Annotated in this window: 12 protein-coding genes; 5 read left to right on the top strand and 7 right to left on the bottom strand. The window is 58.3% G+C overall.

The window, feature by feature from the left end; all coding sequences use genetic code 11:
* Positions 1-7: 7 nt before the first annotated feature.
* The 5 genes from A8710_RS06020 to pgm are packed head-to-tail and all read left to right on the top strand — an operon-like array spanning position 8 to position 14,091.
* Entirely contained in the window at positions 8-8,710 is an 8,703-nt protein-coding gene (locus tag A8710_RS06020) for a glycoside hydrolase family 94 protein (RefSeq protein WP_082968692.1), read from the top strand.
* The gene (gene zwf, locus A8710_RS06015) at positions 8,707-10,098 is read left to right on the top strand and encodes a glucose-6-phosphate dehydrogenase (protein ID WP_068858660.1); all 1,392 of its coding nucleotides are present in this window, start codon (positions 8,707-8,709) and stop codon (positions 10,096-10,098) included. The genes A8710_RS06020 and zwf overlap by 4 nt, the downstream gene beginning before the upstream one ends.
* The gene (locus A8710_RS06010) at positions 10,092-10,775 is read left to right on the top strand and encodes an HAD family hydrolase (RefSeq protein ID WP_068858659.1); all 684 of its coding nucleotides are present in this window, start codon (positions 10,092-10,094) and stop codon (positions 10,773-10,775) included. Before zwf ends, A8710_RS06010 begins: the two co-directional genes overlap by 7 nt.
* 8 nt (positions 10,776-10,783) lie before the next feature.
* Positions 10,784-12,442 carry a glucose-6-phosphate isomerase gene (gene pgi / locus A8710_RS06005; RefSeq protein WP_068858658.1) on the top strand — a complete coding sequence of 553 codons (1,659 nt, stop codon included), beginning with the start codon at positions 10,784-10,786 and terminating at the stop codon, positions 12,440-12,442.
* The gene (gene pgm / locus A8710_RS06000) at positions 12,439-14,091 is read left to right on the top strand and encodes a phosphoglucomutase (alpha-D-glucose-1,6-bisphosphate-dependent) (RefSeq protein WP_068858657.1); all 1,653 of its coding nucleotides are present in this window, start codon (positions 12,439-12,441) and stop codon (positions 14,089-14,091) included. The genes pgi and pgm overlap by 4 nt, the downstream gene beginning before the upstream one ends.
* On the opposite strand, the gene pgl is transcribed toward pgm, so the two are convergent.
* From pgl to A8710_RS05965, 7 genes are all read right to left on the bottom strand, one after another.
* Positions 14,077-14,823 (bottom strand): 6-phosphogluconolactonase, encoded by a 747-nt coding sequence (gene pgl, locus A8710_RS05995; RefSeq protein WP_082968691.1) that lies wholly within the window; start codon positions 14,821-14,823, stop codon positions 14,077-14,079. The two genes, pgm and pgl, sit on opposite strands and share 15 nt — an antisense overlap.
* Positions 14,820-15,725 carry a phosphogluconate dehydrogenase (NAD(+)-dependent, decarboxylating) gene (gene gnd, locus A8710_RS05990; protein WP_068858656.1) on the bottom strand — a complete coding sequence of 302 codons (906 nt, stop codon included), beginning with the start codon at positions 15,723-15,725 and terminating at the stop codon, positions 14,820-14,822. The genes pgl and gnd overlap by 4 nt, the downstream gene beginning before the upstream one ends.
* 112 nt (positions 15,726-15,837) lie before the next feature.
* Positions 15,838-16,029, bottom strand: coding sequence for a CsbD family protein (locus A8710_RS05985; RefSeq protein ID WP_068858655.1), 192 nt, complete (start codon positions 16,027-16,029; stop codon positions 15,838-15,840).
* Positions 16,030-16,060: 31 nt separating this feature from the next.
* The gene (locus tag A8710_RS05980; protein ID WP_068858654.1) at positions 16,061-16,606 is read right to left on the bottom strand and encodes a BON domain-containing protein; all 546 of its coding nucleotides are present in this window, start codon (positions 16,604-16,606) and stop codon (positions 16,061-16,063) included.
* Between the two features lie 136 nt (positions 16,607-16,742).
* Positions 16,743-19,127: a phosphoketolase family protein gene (locus A8710_RS05975; RefSeq protein WP_068858652.1), complete on the bottom strand. Its 2,385-nt coding sequence runs from the start codon at positions 19,125-19,127 to the stop codon at positions 16,743-16,745.
* Between the two features lie 23 nt (positions 19,128-19,150).
* Positions 19,151-21,271, bottom strand: coding sequence for a copper-transporting P-type ATPase (locus tag A8710_RS05970; RefSeq protein WP_227512996.1), 2,121 nt, complete (start codon positions 21,269-21,271; stop codon positions 19,151-19,153).
* 2 nt (positions 21,272-21,273) lie between these two features.
* The gene (locus A8710_RS05965; RefSeq protein WP_068858650.1) at positions 21,274-22,032 is read right to left on the bottom strand and encodes a PRC-barrel domain-containing protein; all 759 of its coding nucleotides are present in this window, start codon (positions 22,030-22,032) and stop codon (positions 21,274-21,276) included.
* Positions 22,033-22,034: the final 2 nt, after the last annotated feature.

Raw genomic sequence — 22,034 nt, 5'->3', positions numbered from 1 at the left:
GCCGTCGATGAAAGGACACGCAATGAACAACAGAAGCTGCAAACCGGTCGTATTGAATGACAACGACGAGCAGCTTCCGCTTCGTGCGGAACTATTCAGCGCCGATCAAATGGAGCAACATGGCAAAGCGTTGGCAGGAAGACATAGCTTAAGTACAGCCTCCCTGCAGGATCGACTGCTAACGCGACTGGATGAAAACGAACAGGTGCTGATTCGTGCTTGCGGCCTGCTGACAACAGCCGTAAAGACGAAGCTGCGCATCACGCCAGCCGGGGAGTGGTTACTCGACAACTTCTACTTAATCGATGATCAAATTCGTACGGCACGAAAGCATCTGCCCAAAGGCTACAGCCGCGAACTACCACGACTGGCAGAAGGGCCATCCTGCGATTTACCTCGTGTCTATGACCTTGCGCTGGAGGCCGTTTCGCATGGTGATGGACGCGTTGATCCGGAAACACTCGAACGCTTTATTCTGGCTTATCAGACCGTAACGCCACTCACGCTCGGCGAGCTCTGGGCTATACCGATCATGCTACGCCTGGCGCTTATCGAGAACTTGCGTCGCGTTGGCGCACGCATCACGGCGGCCAGAATTCATGTTAATCAGGCCCAAGACTGGGCAACTCTCATGATGGATACCGCGGAAAGTGACCCCAAGAGTCTGATTTTAATCATCGCTGACATGGCGCGTTCGAACCCGCCGATGGTCAGTCCGTTTATTGCCGAGCTAGCCCGACGCCTACAGGGCCATGGCCCTGCGCTAGCATTGCCCCTGACATGGATTGAGCAACGACTGGCCGAATCGAGCATGACCATCGAACAGATGGTGATTTCCGAAAATCAGCAACAGGCAGCTGACCAAGTCTCCATCAGCAATACGATTGGCAGCCTACGCGCACTAAGTGCCATTGACTGGCGCGTCTTCGTAGAAAGCATGAGCATTGTGGAACACACCCTGCGTGAGGACGTTGATGGAGTTTATGGTGACATGGACTTCTCGACCCGAGATCGCTATCGACATGCTGTTGCCAATCTGGCCAAACACAGTCATCTATCCGAAATCCAAGTGGCTCGCCATGCCATAGAGCTGGCTCGCCAGCAGACGATCAACAACAGCAACGCGCAGACCCGCCATGTGGGCTATTACCTGATTGATCAGGGCTTACTCGAGCTGGAACGAGCCATCGCGGCCGAAAAATCCGAGCTAAAGCAACTGCAATTCTGGCTGAGTCAACACCCGCTTTCGCTCTACCTTGGTGCCATTCTGGCAATGACCACCGTCTTCGCTGCCAGTGCAGTGTCCTTGGCTTATGAAGATGGGATGCAGGGCTGGCGCCTGTTATTTTTCGGGCTGTTGTGCGTACTTTCTGCTAGCCAACTCGCCTCCTCGCTGACGCATTGGCTGGCGACCCAGTGGGCCACACCGCAATTGTTGCCTCGCATGAGTTTTGAGGATGGCCTGCCGCCAGCACTGCGAACGCTGGTGGTCATACCGACGCTGCTCGGCAATGCCCGACAGGTCGATGATCTCATCGAGGCACTGGAGGTTCGCTTTCTGGGTAACCAAGACGAGCATCTGCACTTCGGCCTGCTGACAGACCTCCCTGACGCTGATCAAGAAACGCTGCCTGAGGATGCTGCTCTGTTGCAGGTCGCTCGCCAGGGTATCGAAAAGTTGAACGAAAAATACAGAGTTTCGGCTCTCGATCGCTTTTTTCTGTTTCATCGCCCAAGAACCTGGGATGCCTCCCAGCGCGTCTGGATGGGCCATGAACGCAAACGCGGGAAAATTGCAGACTTAAACGCGCTGCTGCGCGGCCGAGGGCAGAATCGCTTTTCAGTGCTAGTCGGCAACATTGCTGCCCTGACGAGCGTTAAATATGTCATCACGCTAGATACCGACACGCAGCTGCCCAGAGATTCCGCAAGACAGTTCATCGCGGCCATGGCACATCCGCTGAATCATCCGCGCTATGACGAAAACACACAGCGTGTCTCTGGTGGCTACGGCATTTTGCAGCCACGTATGGCCGCGAGCCTGTCCGGAGTGAGTCGATCCCGCTATGCGCAACTCTGTGGCAGCGAGCCCGGCATCGATCCCTATACGCGCTCGGTTTCTGATGTCTATCAGGATTTGTTTGGCGAGGGCTCCTTCATCGGCAAAGGCATCTACGATGTCGATGCCTTTGAGCACACGCTTCAACAGCGATTTCCCGATAACCGAATTCTCAGCCATGACCTGCTCGAAGGCTGCTATGCGCGCTCCGGACTGATCAGCGATCTGTACTTATATGACGAGTATCCGAGCCGCTACGACGCTGATATGTGTCGCCAAGAGCGCTGGATTCGCGGCGACTGGCAAATCGCGCAATGGTTGCTGCCAAGCGTTCCGGGGCCAGAGGGCCGTCTGGCCAACCCGCTGTCAGCACTTTCACGCTGGAAGATTTTCGATAACTTGCGTCGCAGCACCGTGCCCGTCGCGCTTGTGCTGTTGCTGATCTTGGGCTGGTCTGCAACATCCTACGCGTGGTTCTGGACCTTAGCCGTGTTCGGGATCGTCTTGGTCACCCCCTTGCTCAGTGCCTGCGCAGACACGCTCCGCAAAGCAGAGGATGCGCCCCTGGGTCAGCATCTCAATTATGTGCTGCACGCAGTCATACACAACCTCGCCTTGTCTGGGCTGAGAATAGCCTGTCTGCCTCATGAGGCCCTACTCAGCCTCAGTGCCATCTTGCGTGCTAGCTGGCGCATGCTGATCAGCCATCGGCACTTGTTGGAGTGGCAGGTATCCGATGACTCAAGCCGCTTATCCGGCACCGGTCTGGCAGCCTCATACCGAACGTTGTGGATCACGCCTGTTGCCGTGGTCGCGGCAGTTGCCTTGAATTGGTCAAGACCTGAGGCGCTGCTGGCCGCCAGTCCCATACTTTGCCTCTGGCTTGCCGCACCGAATATCGTCTGGTGGCTCAGCCAGCCTCAGCAGCGGCGTGAGGCCAGGCTGGCCGCAGAGCAACGCATTTTCTTGCGCAAGATCGCGCGTAAAACCTGGTCATTCTTCGAGCACTTTGTCAACGCCGACGATAATTGGCTGCCGCCCGACAATTTCCAGGAAAGCCCGGGCCCGACAACCGCGCACCGCACCTCTCCGACCAACATGGGCTTGGCGGTACTCGCCAATCTGGCCGCCTACGATTTTGGTTTCATTACTGCCGGCCTGCTGGTTGAACGAACCGCAAGCAGCTTTCGTACCCTGGCGAAACTGGAACGGCATCAAGGGCATTTCTACAACTGGTATGACACGCAATCGCTGCAACCCTTGCCGCCTCGCTATATTTCATCGGTCGATAGCGGCAACCTCGCCGGCCATTTGCTGACCCTGCGTGCCGGGCTGATCGCGCTGCCCGATGAACGTCTTCTGGGCACTCGTCTTTTCGAGGGACTCACCGATACGCTGAGCATCCATGTTGATGCCGCCAACGACACGAAAGCGGCACTGACGACGCACATTCAAGCACGATTGGAGGCCAGCGGCGGACTTCCGCCCACGACGCTGCCCACGCTGATGCAATGCCTAGAGGCACTGACTTGCGATGCCACCCAGCTGCTCGCTGAGCTCGACGATAGCCAAGCAGATCAGGTGCACATTTGGGCCAATGCCTTTCAACAGCAGTGCCAGGCAGCACTGGCAGAACTGCACCACCTGACGCCCTGGTTGCATCTGCCTGCCCCTCCTGCAGGGCTCGACAGCTTCGCGGATGTGGCCGAGATACCTAGCCTGCGTGAGCTACCGCAACGTATCGCCGCACATCAAGCCGCCATCAAGACAAGACTTCAGGTGGCCACAACAGCAGAGGAAGCCCAGTGGCTTCGCGAGTTTAACGACTTGCTCATGAACGGACACGAGCACGCGACTCAGCGCATGGCCGCCATCGAGCACCTGATCGCGGCGGCTACCGACTTCTCGAATATGCAGTACGCACTGCTTTATGACCGAACGCGGCACCTGCTGGCCATCGGCTATAACGTCGATGAATGCCGAAGAGATAACAACTTCTACGACCTGCTGGCCTCGGAGGCCAGGCTCTCTAGCTTTGTTGGCATTGCGCAAGGGCAACTGCCGCAGGAAAGCTGGTTTGCGCTGGGCCGACTACTGACAACGGTAGGGGGCACGCCAACGCTGGTGTCTTGGAGCGGATCGATGTTCGAGTATCTGATGCCGCTGCTGGTGATGCCCACTTACGATGGCACGCTGCTTAATCAGACCTGTCAGGCCGCTGTAGCTCGGCAGATCGCCTATGGACGCCAGCGCATGTTGCCCTGGGGAATCTCGGAGTCTGGCTACAACACTATTGATGCCAGCCTGAATTATCAGTATCACGCGTTCGGCGTGCCCGGGCTCGGGCTGAAACGTGGACTGGCAGAAGATTCCGTCATCGCGCCGTATGCCTCTGCAATGGCGTTGATGGTCGAGCCTGAGGCAGCTTGCGCCAACCTTCAACGCTTGGCCGCCAGCGGTCTGGAAGGTCGTTTCGGACTCTATGAAGCCATCGACTACACACCTTCCCGCCTCGGGAACGGCCAGACCAGCGTGATTGTGCAATCGTTCATGGCGCATCATCAGGGCATGAATCTGCTGTCACTGGCTTATGTGCTGCTCGACCGGCCTATGCAGCGGCGCTTCGAGTCTGACCCTCAGCTCCAGGCCACCCTGCTCTTGCTGCAGGAGCGCATTCCGAAAGTCTCGACGATGCAAGTGCAGATGGCCGAGCATGCCGAAGGTGGCGCCTTCTGCGACACCTCGGAAGCCGCCACGCACATGTCCATCGGACTGGACACGCCCGTGCCCGAAGCAAACCTGCTGTCCAACGGGCGCTATCAGGTCATGGTCACCAATGCCGGAGGTGGCTACAGCCGCTGGAAGGATCTCGCCGTCACTCGCTGGCGCGAAGACAGCACCTGTGATGGCTGGGGCTCGTTCATCTATGTCCGTGATGTGGTCAGCGGCGAATTCTGGTCAGCAACGCATCAGCCCACCGTCAAGCCTGCAGAAAGTTACGAGACCCTGTTTTCCGAGGGCCGCGCCGAATATCGGCGACGCGATCACGACATCGAAACTTACTCCGAAATCGTCGTCTCGCCCGAGGATGACATCGAGCTGCGCCGAGTTCGCATCAGCAACCGTAGTCAATCTCCACGAATCATCGAGATCACGAGTTACGCGGAAGTCGTTCTGGCAGCACCGGCCGCTGACCTGATGCAACCGGCGTTCGGAAATCTGTTCGTGCAAACGGAGATTCTCGATAGTCGCCGGGCCATTCTCTGCACCCGACGCCCGCGTTCGAGCGGCGAGCCATCGCCGTGGATGTTTCACCTGCTAGCAACAAACGGCACCGCCGTCACTGCCGTCTCCTACGAGACCGATCGCATGCGCTTCTTGGGTCGCGGCCGCACCCTAGCAGCACCACTGGCCATGAGTGATACCCGTGCGCTGTCCGACACGCAGGGTTCCGTGCTCGATCCTATCGTCGCCATTCGCTGCAGGATCACCGTCGAAGCCGGCGCATCGGCCACGATTGATTTGGTCTCGGGAGCCACGGACAGTCGCGATACCTGCATGGCACTGGTGGATAAATATCAGGACCGTCATCTTGCCGATCGCGTTTTCGACCTCGCCTGGACACACAATGGCGTGACCCTGCGACAAATTAACGCCAGCGAATCCGATGCCCAGGTATACCGACACCTGGCCGGCTCCGTACTCTATGCCAATGCCTCCTTGCGCGCCGACGCCGGCGTGCTCATGCAAAATCGGCGAGGGCAATCCGGCTTATGGGGCTATGCCATTTCGGGCGACTTACCGATTGTGCTGCTGAAAATTGCCGATGCGGCTCACATCGAACTGGCGCGCCAGATGATCCAGTGTCATGCCTACTGGCGCCTGAAGGGTCTGGCGGTGGATCTAGTGATCTGGAACGAAGACCACATCAGTTACCGACAGCAGCTGCAAGATCGGATCATGGGGCTGATCGCCACCGGCACGGAAACCAATCTCATTGACCGACCCGGTGGCATCTTCGTGCGCTCTGCCGAGCAGATATCCAATGAGGATCGCATCCTGCTGCAAGCCGTGGCGCGCGTGATCATTGCCGACAGCCGAGGCAGCCTGGCAGAGCAGATCAAGCGCCGGGACATTTCAGAGAAAAAATCGATACGGCTTGTACCCACCCGAACCCATCGATCCGAGCCAGCCGTAACGCCAGCCCCCCCCCGAGCAGACCTGATTCTGAGCAACGGACTCGGCGGCTTCACGGCAGATGGTCGCGAATATGTCATCACCACGGCACAGGCTCAGATGACCCCCGCCCCCTGGGTAAATGTGCTGGCCAATCCAAATTTCGGCACGGTGATCTCGGAAAGCGGGATGGGCTACACCTGGAGCGAGAATGCCCATGAGTTCCGCTTGACGCCGTGGAGCGACGACCCGGTAGGAGCGTCCGGCGGTGAGGCCATCTACCTGCGCGATGAGGAAAGTGGACATTTCTGGTCGCCCTCGCCGCTGCCGTGTAGCGGCGCCATGCCTTATGTGACTCGGCACGGCTTTGGCTACAGTGTGTTCGAACATACCACCGGCGGCATTCACTCGGAGCTGTGGGTCTATGTGGATCTGGTCGATGCCGTCAAATTCTCAGTACTGAAAGTACGCAACGGTTCCGGCCGCCTGCGCCGGCTCTCGGCAACCAGCTATGTGGAATGGGTGTTGGGGGATCTTCGTTCGAAATCGGCCATGCATGTCGTGACCGAGCTGGATCCTGGCAGTGGTGCCCTGTTCGCGCGCAATGCCTACAACACGGAGTTTGATGGGCGTGTCGCTTTTCTCGATGTTGACGATCTGTCGCGAACCCTGACGGGCGATCGCACCGAGTTTATGGGCCGCAACGGATCGCTCAGGTCTCCGGAGGCGATGCTGCAGTCACGACTTTCCGGCAAGCTCGGCGCTGCCCTGGACCCCTGTGGGGCGATTCAGGTTCCCTTCGATCTCGCCGACGGCCAGGAGCGTGAAATCATCTTCCGTCTTGGCGCCGGGCGTGACCTCCAGCAGGCTCGCAATTTGGCACGACGACTGCGTGTCACGGGTTCGGCGCGTGCCGCTCTGGAAAAAGTTCAGCGTTATTGGCAGCACACGCTCGGCGCCATACAGGTGGACACCCCAGATCCAGCCCTGAATGTGTTGACCAATGGCTGGCTGGTCTACCAGACGCTGGCCTGCCGACTTTGGGCGCGCAGCGGCTTCTACCAGTCCGGTGGTGCCTTCGGTTTTCGCGATCAGTTGCAGGATGTTATGGCGCTGGTGCATACGCAACCCCAGCTCGTACGTGAGCACTTGCTGCGCTGTGCTGAACGCCAGTATGAGGAAGGTGATGTGCAGCATTGGTGGCACCCGCCCGCCGGGCGCGGCGTTCGCACACGCTGTTCTGATGACTACCTCTGGCTGCCGCTGGCAACCTGCCGTTATGTGCTCAGCTCAGGCGACATCGGCGTCTTGGATACTGAGCTGCACTTTCTCCAGGGCCGAGCACTGGGCACCGAAGAAGAGTCTTATTACGACCTGCCCGGGCATACCTCGGAAACAGCCAGCCTTTACCAGCATGGTGTCCGCGCGATTGAGCATGGACTTCGCTTTGGTCAGCATGGCCTGCCACTGATGGGATCCGGCGATTGGAACGACGGCATGAACCTGGTCGGCATCCATGGCCAGGGTGAAAGCGTGTGGCTGGGATTCTTCTTGTATGACGTCCTGATCTCGTTTGCTGATCTGGCACACCAGCAGGGTGACCCCGCGTTCGGCGAGCGCTGTCTGGATGAAGCCGCCAAGCTGCGTGACAACCTCGCGCAACATGGTTGGGACGGCGACTGGTATCGCCGCGCCTATTTCGATAATGGCTCCCCGCTGGGCTCGGCAACCAATCCGGAATGCAGCATCGATTCCATCGCGCAAAGCTGGTCCGTGCTATCCGGCGCTGGCGATGAAGATCGCTCAACCGCGGCCATGAATGCCCTCGATAGCCGTCTGGTGCGTCGCGACAAAGGCCTGATCCAGCTCCTCGATCCCGCGTTCGACACCTCCGCCATGAATCCCGGCTACATCAAGGGTTACGTCCCCGGTGTCCGCGAGAACGGCGGCCAATACACCCATGCGGCGATCTGGGCCGCGATGGCCTTTGCCAAGCAGGGAGATAGTCGCCGCGCTTGGGAGCTGATGAGGATGATCAATCCGCTTAATCACACCCAAGATGCTCATGCTGTCGCCATTTACAAGACGGAACCCTATGCCATCGCCGCCGATGTTTACGCCGTGTCTCCGCATACCGGTCGTGGCGGCTGGACCTGGTATACCGGCTCGGCAGGATGGTTCTATCGACTGATCGTGGAGTCCTTGCTGGGCTTGAATTTGGAAGGTGACACGCTGCGCTTGGCTCCCTGCCTGCCAGATGAATGGCCAACGCTATCCCTGCGCTATCGCTATCGCGAGACGACCTATCGGATTCAGCTAACGCAGATCTCAACTCCAGAGGCCAGTAACACCATCACCATGACACTCGATGGCATTGCGCAGCTTGATAGCGTCATTCCGCTCACCGACGACCATCAGGATCATGTCGTCGATGTGCGTATTCAACGGGCACACCTGCCGGATGCGCCACGATGACTGCTCCCTGCTCCGACGCACTGGTCTTCTTCGGTGCCACCGGCGATCTGGCTTACAAGAAAATCTTCCCAGCCCTGCAGGCCATGATCAAGCGCGGTGAGCTGTCCATGCCCATCATCGGCATGGCGCGTGCCGGCTGGAGTCTGGACAAGTTGCGCGAGCGAGCGCACGACAGCCTTGAACACAACGGGGGGGTCGATGCCGATGCTTTCGCCAAGCTGTCGGCACAGCTTCGTTATGTAGATGGCGACTATCGCGACCCCGCCACTTACGAAAGCCTGAAGCTGCTTCTGGGCGATGTTAAACGCCCGCTCCATTACCTGGCGATTCCCCCCAGCATGTTTGGCGCTGTTGTGCAGGGACTGGCTAACGCAGGCTGCGTGAAGAATGCCCGCGTCATTGTCGAAAAGCCGTTCGGGCGCGACCTCGCCTCCGCGCAAGCGCTGAATCGAACGCTGCACAAGGTCTTTCAAGAGTCGGCCGTGTTCAGGATCGATCACTATCTGGGCAAAGAGGCGGTGCAAAATCTGCTGTACTTCCGCTTTGCCAACGCCTTTCTCGATCCCGTTTGGAATCGAGACCACATCGACAACGTCCAGATCACGATGGCCGAAAGCTTTGGTGTGCAGAGTCGTGGTGCATTCTTCGACGAGGTCGGCACGCTCCGCGACGTGGTGCAAAACCACCTGTTGCAGGTGATTGCGCTGCTGGCGATGGATGCGCCGGTCGGACGCGAGCCGGAAGCCATGCGTGCCGAAAAGCTGCGTCTGCTCCGTGCCATGCGGCCGCTAGATCCCAGCCAGGTAGTCCGTGGTCAGTTCAAGGGCTATCTCGGCGAAGCGGGCGTGGCGGCAGACTCGCAGGTCGAGACCTTCGCGGCACTGTGTTTGTATATCGATACCTGGCGCTGGGCGGGTGTGCCCTTCTACATCCGCGCCGGCAAACACCTGCCCATTACCGCCACAGAAGTGGTGATTCACTTGAAGTGTCCTCCCCTAGCCATTTTTGACGAAATCAGTTTGGCAACGTCTAACTACTTCCGCTTCCGACTCAGCCCGGAGGTGGTTATTTCGGTCGGCGCCAGAGTCAAACAGGCCGGCGAAGCCATGCGCGGCGAGCCCGTCGAACTGATTGCACGCCATCAGTCGCGCAGCGAAAAACTGCCTTATGAGCGCCTGCTGCGTGATGCCATTCACGGTGACCCGTCGCTGTTCACCAGTGATGACAGCGTAGAAGCGGCCTGGCGGGTCATTGACCCAATTTTCGCGCAGGCATCAGCGATCCATGAGTATCTCCCGGGCACCTGGGGGCCCACCGCCGCGATGAATATCGTCAGTGACGAGGAAGGCTGGCATGACCCCAAACCCGAGGAGGCCACACCGTGCTGACCGCTATCGGTATCGTGTTTTTGCTGGATGTCGACAACACCCTGCTCGATAACGACCGTTTCACCGCCGACCTGACCCAACAACTGGATCGCGAGCTTGGCCGCGAAGAACGCGAACGCTATTGGCATATCCATGCCGAGCTACGCGACTCACTCGGCTATGTCGATTACCTGGGCGTCTTGCAAAAACTGCGCAACGACTGTGAAGACGATACGGCCCTGCAAAAAATGGCCGAATTTCTGCTGGAATATCCCTTCCAGGACCGACTTTACCCAGGGGCTCTCAAGGTGATTGAGCATCTGCGCTCCCTGGGCAGCACGGCCATACTCTCCGATGGCGATATTGTCTTTCAGCCGCGCAAGATCACGCGCGCCGGACTGAGCGAGAGGGTCGATGGCCAGGTTCTGATCGTCATTCACAAAGAGCGCTGCCTGGACCTGGTGCAACGGCGCTTTCCCGGCAGCCACCATGTCATGATCGACGACAAGCCCCACCTGCTGGCCGCCATGAAGCGCACGATGGGCCACGGGCTAACGACCGTCCTAGTTCGCCAGGGTCATTACGCGATGGACGCCGAAAGCACTGCCGTCACGCCCAGACCCGACCTCTGCGTCGCGAAAATCGCAGATATCTGCGATCTCGACCCGGCGCTGTTCTGGCTTGGCGGCACGCCATGAATATCCTCATGACACGTCCTGTTGCAGCGCCGGCAGCCCTGACGCTGACCCAGCGCCCGCAATGGCAGGCCCTGCAGAAACATGCCGGGCAGATCAGTTCGCATCATCTGCGAGAACTGTTCGCTGCCGATGCCGATCGCGGCGAACGCCTGCATGCCGAAGCAGCCGGGCTCTATCTCGACTACTCCAAACAGCGCATCACCGACGAAACACTGAGTCTGCTGCTGGCACTGGCACAGGCATGTGACCTAGATGGCTGGATTCAGGCCATGTTTCGCGGGGATCGTATCAACACCACCGAACAGCGCGCCGTGCTGCATACCGCGCTGCGTGCCCCGCGCAATGAGCAGATTCTGGTCGATGGCCTAAATGTTGTTCCGGATGTACACGCCGTACTCGACAGAATGGCCGTATTCTGCGATTGCGTGCGTCGTGGTGCCTGGCTGGGGCACAGCGGCAGGCCTATCCGCAACATCATCAACATCGGCATCGGAGGCTCCAATCTGGGCCCCGTCATGGCCTTCGAGGCCTTGCGCCACTTCAGTCAACGCGACCTGACCTTTCGCTTCATTGCCAACATCGACGGCACCGATTTCACCGAAGCCGTGCAGGGCCTGGTGCCGGCAGAAACCCTGTTCATCATCTGCTCCAAGACTTTCACCACCGAGGAAACGCTGACCAATGCTCATGCTGCACGCGCTTGGTGCCTGCAGGCCCTAGGTGATGAGCAAGCCATTTCCCGTCATTTTGTGGCCGCCTCAAGCAATGCCGAAGAGGTCATCAAATTCGGCATCCGTACCGACAACATGTTCAGCCTCTGGGACTGGGACGGTGGTCGATACTCGATGGACTCGGCCATCGGGCTGTCTACCATGCTGGCCATCGGACCCGATAACTTCCGTGACATGCTGGCCGGATTCAGAGCCATGGACATGCATTTCCGCGACACAACAGCCAACAGCAATCTGCCCGTGCTGCTCGGTCTGCTGGCAATCTGGAACAGCAACTTTCTCGGCGCACAAACCGTAGCCATACTGCCCTACGAGCAATACCTGAAACGCTTTCCAGCCTACCTGCAGCAATTGGCCATGGAAAGCAACGGCAAGCATGTCACCCGCGACGGCACACGGGTGGACTACCCGACGGGGCAGATCTATTGGGGAGAGCCCGGAACCAATGGTCAGCACTCCTTTTACCAATTGCTGCATCAGGGCACGCAGCGGGTTCCCTGTGACTTCATCGGTTTCTGCCGCTCACTGAACCCACTCGGTGATCAGCACCATCAGCTCATGGCCAACCTGTTTGCCCAGAGCCATGCCTTGGCGTTCGGCAAGACGGGCCAAGAGGCACGAGCCTCTGGCACGCCCGATGCGCTGGTGTCGCACTGTAGTTTTGACGGCAACCGCCCCAGTAACACCATTCTCGCGGAGCAACTCACACCGCATGCTTTGGGTAGCCTGGTCGCCCTGTATGAGCACAGTGTGTTTGTGCAGGGCGTGATTTGGGACATTGACTCCTTCGACCAGTGGGGTGTTGAGCTGGGCAAAATATTGGCCGAAAGCACCGCCACTGAAATGGCTAAACTGAATCCTTCAATTCCCTGCCATGACAGCTCGACAGAAGCACTGATCCGACACTATCAGCAACGGCGCGAGGCTGCGCCGTGAGCAACCAAGCCAGCCCACTCGCCGGCAAGCTGCTGCCCAGCTCACTGCTCGTGGATGTGCCCGCACTGCTGGCTGCCTACAGCGACCTGCGCCCGGATGCCGCCGTGCCGGCTCAGCGCGTCGGCTTTGGTACCTCCGGGCACCGGGGCAGCTCCCTGCAGCGCAGTTTCAACGAATGGCATGTACTCGCGATCAGCCAGGCGATCTGTGACTACCGCCAGCACAGCAACATCAGTGGGCCGCTGTACCTCGGCATGGATACCCATGCACTGTCACAGCCGGCCTTTGACACCACGCTGGAGGTACTGGCTGCGAATGGCGTGGAAACCCGAATCGCCGTTCATGGCGAGTACACCCCCACGCCGGTGATCTCTCACGCCATCCTCACTTATAACCGAGGCCGTACCTCAGGGTTTGCCGATGGCATCGTGATCACACCCTCGCACAATCCGCCCGATAGTGGCGGCTTCAAATACAACCCGGCCAATGGCGGGCCAGCCGACACCCGCGTCACCCGCTGGATAGAAAACAGAGCCAATGCCTTGCTGGCGGCATCCCTGACAGGGGTGCGCAGGCTGCCGCTTATACAGGCACGGCAGAGCACCACCACGCGCGAATACCCCTACCTGGATACCTATGTCGCTGACCTGAGCAGCGTGCTCGACCTGGACGCCATCCGCAGTGCCGGCCTTCGTCTCGGCGTTGATCCGCTCGGTGGCGCGGGCGTGCATTACTGGGCCGCCATCGCCGAGCGCTACCGCCTCGACCTGACGGTGGTCAGCGATGCCATCGACCCTACCTTCCGCTTCATGAGCGCCGACTGGGACGGCAAAATCCGCATGGATCCTTCATCGCCCTATGCCATGCAGCGTTTACTGAAACTTAAGGCCGACTTCGATATCGCGTTTGCCTGCGACACGGATCATGATCGCCACGGCATCGTTACCAGAACCGCCGGGCTGCTGCCCGCCAATCACTACCTTGCCGCTTGCATTGACTACCTCTTCCGCCATCGACCGCACTGGTCGTCACGGGCCGGAATCGGCAAGACTGTCGTCAGCAGCGCGATCATTGACCGTCTGGCAGCCAAGCTCGGACGCAAGCTCTACGAGGTGCCGGTCGGCTTCAAATGGTTTGTTGATGGCTTGCTGGACAGCACGCTCGCTTTTGCCGGCGAAGAGAGTGCCGGAGCATCACTCAGCCGCCGGGATGGCACGGTCTGGAGCACCGACAAAGATGGCATCGTGCTGGCGCTGCTCGCTGGCGAAATCACGGCACGCGGCGGGCGTGATCCCGGCGAGCTTTACGCCGACCTGACCATCGCGCTCGGTAAACCTGTCGCGGATCGTGTCGAGGCGGCGGCCACCGTCGAGCAAAAATCTCGTCTGGCGAAACTGACGCCGACGCAGATAACTCATACCGAACTCGCTGGCGAAAAAATCGAGGCGGTGCTTGATCAGGCTCCGGGCAATCATGCCGCCATCGGAGGCATCAAGGTGATCACGGCCAATGGCTGGTTCGCGGCTCGCCCCTCCGGAACAGAAGACATCTACAAAATCTACGCGGAAAGCTTTCGTGACGAGGCACATCTGCGCGCTATTCTGTTTGAAGCCCAGCAAATGGTGGATCAGACACTACTGCGCTCTTGAGCCATTGCTCTCGTCTGGCAACAGCATCGACTCCACCAGCACATCCATCACCGCATCACGACAGATCTGCTGTGCCGGGATATCGGCGCCAGTGCGTAACTGCAGCACCGCGTTGCGTTTGGCCTCACCCGTTACCAGCATCAGTACCTCGCGCGTGTGGCTCAAGCGTCTGGCACTCAGTGACACCCGCTCAGACGGGTGCTTGGGCGCATCAAATACCGCCAGTACATCCGGTGCTTGCGCATGGCTGCCTAGGTCATTCCCCGGAAACAGACCTGCAATATGCCCATCCTCACCTAGACCAAGCACCACCAAATCAAAGCAACCCACATCTTGCAGTGTTGCCGAGTATGCGTTCGCAGCCGCCTCAGCACCAAGGCCCGCAGGGATGATGTGAACATTCGCGGCGGGAATTGGCACTTCGTTCAGCCAGCTGTCCAGTACCATGCGGCTGTTGCGATCAGCCGATTCAATCGGCAGGCAACGTTCATCGCCAAAGTAGACATGCCAGCAGGACCAGTCAGTGACTGCCTCGCGTAACAGGCGATACGTGGCCTGTGGCGTGTTGCCGCCAGCCAGTACGATCAGGAAGCGTCCGCGCTGTTCGATCGCCCGCACAGCCGTGGTGAAGATGTGCCAGGCTGCGAGCTCCTGGAGTGCTTGGGTGTCAGTAACCCGGAGCCAGCGCTGATTGACGCGACAGGGCTCATGCTTAAGCTCGATATGATTCATGGCGTACCCACGGCATGGCCACCAAACTGCTGGCGCATCGCGGCCAACAATTTGTCCGTATAAGAGTCCGGGTCTCGCGAACGCAAGCGTTCCAACAACGCCATGGTGATGACCGGGGCCGATACCTCCAGGTCTATGGCCTCGGCGACCGTCCAGCGACCCTCGCCGGAATCATCCACCCGCGGCGCGATCCCGGTCATGGCCGGGTTGCCAGCCAGCGCCACCGAGGTCAGGTCCAGCAGCCACGATCTCACCACACTGCCATGACGCCAGATTTCCGCGATTTGATGCAGATCCAGAGTGAAGTCAGCTTTGTGCTGCAAGATCGAAAACCCCTCGGCATAGGCCTGCATCAAACCGTACTCGATACCGTTATGGATCATCTTGGTGAAGTGACCTGCTCCGGAAGGGCCAACATGCCCCCAGCCCCTGTCTTTGGCAGGTGCCAGTGTCTCGAAAAGCGGTGTCAGTCGCTCAACGACGGTCGCGTTACCGCCAATCATTAGGCTATAGCCCTCAGTCAGCCCCCACACACCACCACTGGTACCGCAATCCAGGTAATGAACGCCTTGAACAGCCAAGGCCTTGGCTCGACGCACCGTATCTTTGTAGTTGGAGTTGCCACCATCAATGATCGAATCCCCGGCAACCAAGAGCGGCGAAAGCATCGCCAATGTAGATTCTGTAATTACACCCGCAGGCACCATCAACCACACGGTTCGCGGTTCTGGCAGGCTTGCGATCAAGTCGGCCAGTGAGTTGGCCAAAAACACTCCGTTGTTCTTCAGCGCCGTATAAGCCTGTGGATTGGGGTCGAACCCACACAGCTCATGGCCACCCAGCGCGAGTCGCTGAGCCATATTGGAGCCCATGCGCCCCAGTCCGATCATGCCAAGCTTCATATTATCTCCTTGCCATACGGCAACTGTTCAGCACCACGGTGGAGCCGCAAAAAAATGAGGCCACAGATAGTGGAATATCGTGGCCTCTTTTCCCGCTTGTCAGTCCGGCTCGTTAGAGCCCAAAGTCTTTAAGGTGCTGCTTGGCCTTATCTTTTGCTAGGCCATACTTCTCCTGCAACTTGCCAAGGAGATACTCGCTATTGCCTTCGCTCTGCTTGAGATCATCGTCCGTGAGTTCACCCCACTTCGCTTTGATCTTGCCAGAGAGCTGTTTCCAATCGCCTTTGATGGTGTCCTTGTTCATGATCGACTCCTGTTACATCGTTGGTTTAGGTTCAATTGCTGACAATAGTCAGACCATCTGCATTGACACTCGCAACACCTTGAATTTGCAGGGCCAAGCTCATGGCGCGATCAATGGCCTCTTGCGTATAAATCGCTCCGCTCAAGGTCACGACGTGATTGGTAGTCGACACACTGATCTTGAGACCTTTGGTGATGCTATTCGCGAGCAACGCCGATTTAACCTTGGTGGTTATCCAGCTATCCGAGACCACACGCTCAGTCTTTTTCACCGCCTGCTTGGTATTTTTCTCGAGATTGTTCGCCATAGAAGGAGTCTGGATGTTGTTGTTAACGCCACCAACGCCCGCGGTGCTTTGTGCAATATATCCCGCGGTGCCACGCGCATCTGACGTGGGTGCCGAACCATGCAAGATGACGATGCCATTAACCGTACTGACACTGATATCAGCGCCCTTCAACCTAGCATCATTGACAAAGCTGGCCTTCACTCTGGCAGTGATAACGCTATCGCTGGCAGCCGTACTCATTGCACTTTTCGGCTGAGTCGTGGCACTACCGGACTGAGCAGCAGCCATAGCACTTGCGCTCAGAAATAAAGCGACCGAAATAACCCGACATGTATTTTTAACGTGCATGGTGAATCTCCAAAATCGATGAATAACAACCATGTTCCTGACGGCAAAGACTGTCTGTTCGCTATCGCACGGACATTTAAAAATGGCCGAATCGCCAGTGGCGAATTTCGGGCATATCCTGGCCGTGCTTGTTGATGTAGGTCCTGTGCTCAATGAGTTTGTCTTGGAGCTTCCGCTTCAGCACTTGGCCCGGCTCGCCCGTCACCAGCACGCGATCAATGGTGTCTATCACCAGATGAAAACGATCCAGCTCATTGAGCACGGTCATGTCGAAAGGCGTGGTGATAGTGCCTTCCTCCTTGTAACCACGGACGTGAATGTTGCGATGATTGTTACGCCGATAGGTGAGCCGATGAATCAGCCAAGGATAGGCGTGGAACGCGAAAATCACCGGTTTGTCCGCCGTGAACAGCGCATCGAATTGCGCATCATTCAGACCGTGCGGATGCTCATGCGGTGGTTGCAGGCGCATCAGATTCACCACATTCACCACGCGAATTTTCAGTGTCGGCAGCTGCTCGCGCAAAATGGAGACTGCAGCCAGAGTTTCCGAGGTCGGCACGTCGCCACAACAGGCCATGACAACATCTGGCTCTGCGCCGGCATCATTACTCGCCCAGTGCCAGATACCGATACCGGCCTGGCAATGCTCAACCGCCGCGTCCATGCTCAGCCACTGTGGCGCAGGATGCTTGCCAGCAACGACGACATTGACGTGATTTCGACTGCGCAGGCAGTGGTCCATTACATACAGCAGGCAATTCGCATCTGGCGGCAGATAGACCCGCACCACCGACGAACTCTTGTTCACAACGTGATCGATGAAGCCGGGATCCTGATGTGTAAACCCATTGTGATCCTGGCGCCAGACATGCGAAGCCAACAAATAATTCAGCGACGCAATCGGTTTACGCCACGGCAGCTGTGACGCCACCTTGAGCCATTTCGCGTGCTGATTGAACATCGAATCAACAATATGGATGAAGGCTTCATAACAGTTGAATAGGCCATGACGCCCGGTTAACAGATAACCTTCTAACCAGCCTTGGCATTGGTGCTCACTGAGCATCGAATCCAGTACGCGACCACTGGTCGCTAGGTGCTCGTCGTTGGGCTCGGTGGCGGCATTCCACTGGCGACGCGTCACTTCAAACAGCGCCGCCAATCCGTTTGACACGGTTTCATCGGGGCCGAAAACGCGGAAGTTGCGCTGCGCATCATTGTGCACTGCGACATCGCGCAAGAACGGACCCAGCACATGCGTATCACCGATGCCGGCGACACCCGGCACTGGCACGTCAACGGCATAGTCGCGAAAATCCGGCAGCTGCAGTTCGCGCAACAGGCCGCCACCATTGGCATGCGGATTTGCCCCCATGCGTCGCTGGCCCGGCGGAGCAAGCTCGGCGAGCTCGCGTTTGAAGCGACCCTGTTCATCGAACAGCTCTTCCGGTTTGTAGCTGCGCAGCCAATCTTCCAGCCACTGCAAATGCTCGGGATTGGTGGCTGCATGTTTGACTGGCACTTGGTGCGCCCGAAAGGTTCCCTCGATTGCCAGACCATCAACCACTTTCGGGCCTGTCCAACCCTTGGGCGATTTGAGCACGATCATTGGCCAGCGGGGACGGGCACGATCTCCGTCAACACGCGCGTTGTACTGAATGGCCTTGATCTGCGCGAGCACGGTATCAAGCGCCGCGGCCATCGCCTCGTGCATCAGCGCTGGGTCAGAGCCCTCCACAAACAGCGGCGTCCAGCCGTAACCGCGGAGCAATTGATCCAGCTCTTCATGCGTGATGCGCGCCAGCACGGTGGGGCTGGCAATCTTGTAGCCGTTGAGATGCAAAATCGGCAGTACTGCGCCGTCATTGGCGGCATCGAGAAATTTGTTGGAATGCCAAGCGGTGGCCAGCGGACCGGTCTCAGCTTCGCCGTCGCCAATCACGCAAGCAACGATCAGATCCGGGTTGTCGAATGCCGCGCCAAAGGCATGGCTGAGCGAATAACCCAGCTCCCCACCCTCGTGAATCGACCCCGGGCACTCGGGCGATGCATGACTGGGAATACCGCCGGGAAATGAGAACTGAAGAAACAGCTTTTGCAGACCCGCCTCATCCTGGGTGATGTGGGGATAAATCTCGCTGTAGCTGCCCTCCAGATAAGTATTCGCGACCACCGCAGGACCACCATGCCCAGGCCCACAGATATAAATCATGTCGAGGTCGTATTGGCGAATGACTCGGTTCAGGTGCACATAAATGAAATTCTGGCCCGGCGTCGTGCCCCAGTGTCCCAGTAGCATGTGCTTGATATCGGTGAACGCCAGCGGACGCTTGAGCAAGGGGTTATCGAACAAATAAATCTGACCCACGGAGCAGTAGTTAGCCGCACGCCAGTAAGCATCGATCTGGTACAGCAACTCCGGCGATAAGGTCTTATTTGCAAGCGTTGTGCTGTTCATGGCTCAGGTCTTCCGTAGATGCACTAGAACTTTTTCGACCGAAGTCGCAGGGCATTGCCGATCACCGAAACCGAACTCAGACTCATGGCAGCACCGGCAATCATTGGGCTTAACAGCAGACCGAAGAACGGGTACAGCACGCCAGCGGCTATCGGAATACCGAGCGCGTTGTAGAAGAAGGCAAACAGTAGGTTCTGGCGAATATTCCACATCGTGGCGCGACTTAAGCGAATAGCCTGCGCAATGCCACGCAGATCACCTTTCACCAAGGTAATGCCGGCGCTCTGCATCGCCACATCCGTGCCGGTGCCCATGGCGATGCCGACATCGGCCTCGCTGAGTGCTGGCGCATCGTTGATGCCATCCCCAGCCATCGCCACACTCTGTCCTTGCGCGCGCAGCATCTTGATGTACTCGACTTTGCCCGCCGGTTCGACCTCTGCCTCCACGGCATCCAGACCCAGTGACTTCGCCACCGCAGCGGCCGTGCGATGGTTATCGCCGGTCAGCATGACCAGCTTCAGACCCAAGTCGTGAAGTGCCCGAATTGCTTCAGCAGTAGTGGCCTTGATCGCGTCTGCGACCGCAAGAATGCCCGCAGGTTTACCATCAATCGCTACAAACAAGGTGGTCTTGCCATCCTCCTGAAGCTTCACGGCGATGGTCTCTAAGGCCTCCAGGTCCGTAACATGTTCATTGCGCAGAAACTCGGGCTTGCCAATCATCACAGCACGCCCATGCACACGGCCAACAACCCCACCGGCCGTTACCGAACGAAAATCCGTCACGACGCCCAGTGCGATAGCCCTGTCCTTCGCGCCCGCCATAATGGCAGTTGCCAGTGGATGCTCACTGCTCTGCTCCAGCGAGGCCGCGAGGCGCAGCAACTCGTTAGCGTCGACACCATCGGCAGGAAGCACATCGATCAGCGTCGGCTTGCCCTCGGTCAGCGTCCCGGTCTTGTCAACGACGAGTGTGGTCACCTTCTCCAAACGTTCAAGTGCCTCGGCATGTTTCACCAGCACACCGATCTGCGCGCCACGACCAACACCCACCATAATTGACATCGGCGTGGCCAGCCCCAACGCACAGGGGCAGGCGATAATCAGCACCGCCACCGCATTGATCATGGCATGGGCCAGCTTCGGCTCAGGTCCGATCCAGATCCAGACCACGAAGGTCAGCACTGAAATGACCAGCACTGCCGGCACGAAAATGGCGGCTACCTTGTCCACTAAACTCTGAATCGGCGCACGACTGCGCTGTGCCTCGGCCACCATGCTGACAATCTGACCGAGAAGGCTGTCGCTGCCGATGCGTTCGGCACGCATGACGAAACTCCCCGTACCATTCGTCGTGCCCCCCGTGACCTTGTCGCCCTGCACTTTTTCGACCGGCAACGGCTCACCGGTGACCATGGCCTCTTCTACACTGGAGTGTCCCTCGGTCACCACGCCATCTACCGGGACTTTGTCGCCAGGTACCACGCGCAGAAGGTCGCCGACCAAGACCTGATCCAGCGAGACTTCTTGATCACCACTCGCTTCAATCCGGCGCGCCACGGCTGGCGCCAGATTGAGCAGCGCCTTGATGGCACTGCCAGTACGACTGCGCGCCCGTAGTTCAAGCACCTGGCCGAGCAGCACCAACACCACCACCATGGCGGCGGCCTCAAAGTAAATCGCGACACGACCTTGGTGATTCATGCTGAAGGGGAACAGGCCCGGCGCCAGCATCGCCACCACACTGAACACATACGCCGCACCGACACCGATAGCGATCAAGGTGAACATGTTGAGATAGCCCGTTAGCAGCGAGCGCCAGCCACGCACAAAGAACGGCCAGCCCGCCCAAACCACCACGGGCGTGGCGAGTGCGAATTGCAGCCAACGCGACGGGTTACCGTTGACCCAGGCGTCATGCACCAGCCCGGGCATCAGATGCGACATGGCCAGAAAAAAAACCGGCAACGTCAGCACAGCGGCGACCCAGAAGCGCCGCGTCATATCGCTCAGCTCAGCGTTATCTTCCGGCACATCAGCCACGATCGTCGTCTTCGCTTCCAGCGCCATACCGCACTTCGGGCAAGCCCCCGGATGCGCTTGCGCAATCTCCGGGTGCATGGGGCAGGTATAGACCGTCACGCTCAAGGCTCCGACCAGTAATCACGGCGTTTATGATGCTTATAGGTGTCACTTTCCTGCTGCCGGAGTAGCGTATTCAAGGGGTTATAACGCGGTGCCAGCTGTATCGCTTCCCGACTCATATCCACCGTGACCGTCTCCTCAGTCCAGCTTATGGCCGTTATCCAAGGCGGCGCGATCAGCACCGAATGGCCTAGCCACCAATTGCTGGTATTCACCACCAGATACCGCAGGGACCACGTTTCTTCATCAATCAACATACCCTCAACATGGCCGATATCGCCATCACTGGCATGAACGTGATAGCCGATGATCGCGTTACAACTGCGCAAATGAGGGTCGTCATCACGGTGCTTCGCCTCTTCGGCTGCCGCGAGGACACGAAGATTTTCCACGTAAAGTTCAGGGCTCATGCCATCGCCCCAAAGCCCTATGCCGCCCCAATAAGGCGGGTAGCCGTAATAGCGGAGATGGCTCTCCTCGTGCTGCCGCGATACCGGCTTGTCTGTGTTGATGTCTGGGCTGTTTTCCACCTGCTCCTTGGTGATCTTGACCTGTAAAACATGCTCCGACGCGTTCGTCCGGTCGATGACAATCGGCGAGACCAGTACCTTTCGACTCTGCAACCAAGTCCCTGTGTCCACAATTAAATAGCGGACCACCCACGTGGCATCGTCGAAATAGAAATCCTTGACCTCTCCGATATAGCCGTCGATAGCTATTACGGAATAGCCTTCAAGCTCTTTTATGCTGCGCAACATAG

Origin of the sequence: Perlucidibaca aquatica, from assembly GCF_001676655.1 — a bacterium.
Taxonomy (GTDB): Bacteria; Pseudomonadota; Gammaproteobacteria; order Pseudomonadales; family Moraxellaceae; genus Perlucidibaca; species Perlucidibaca aquatica.
Note: the sequence above shows the minus strand (reverse complement) of the source record. Positions and strands in the feature narration are given on the sequence as shown.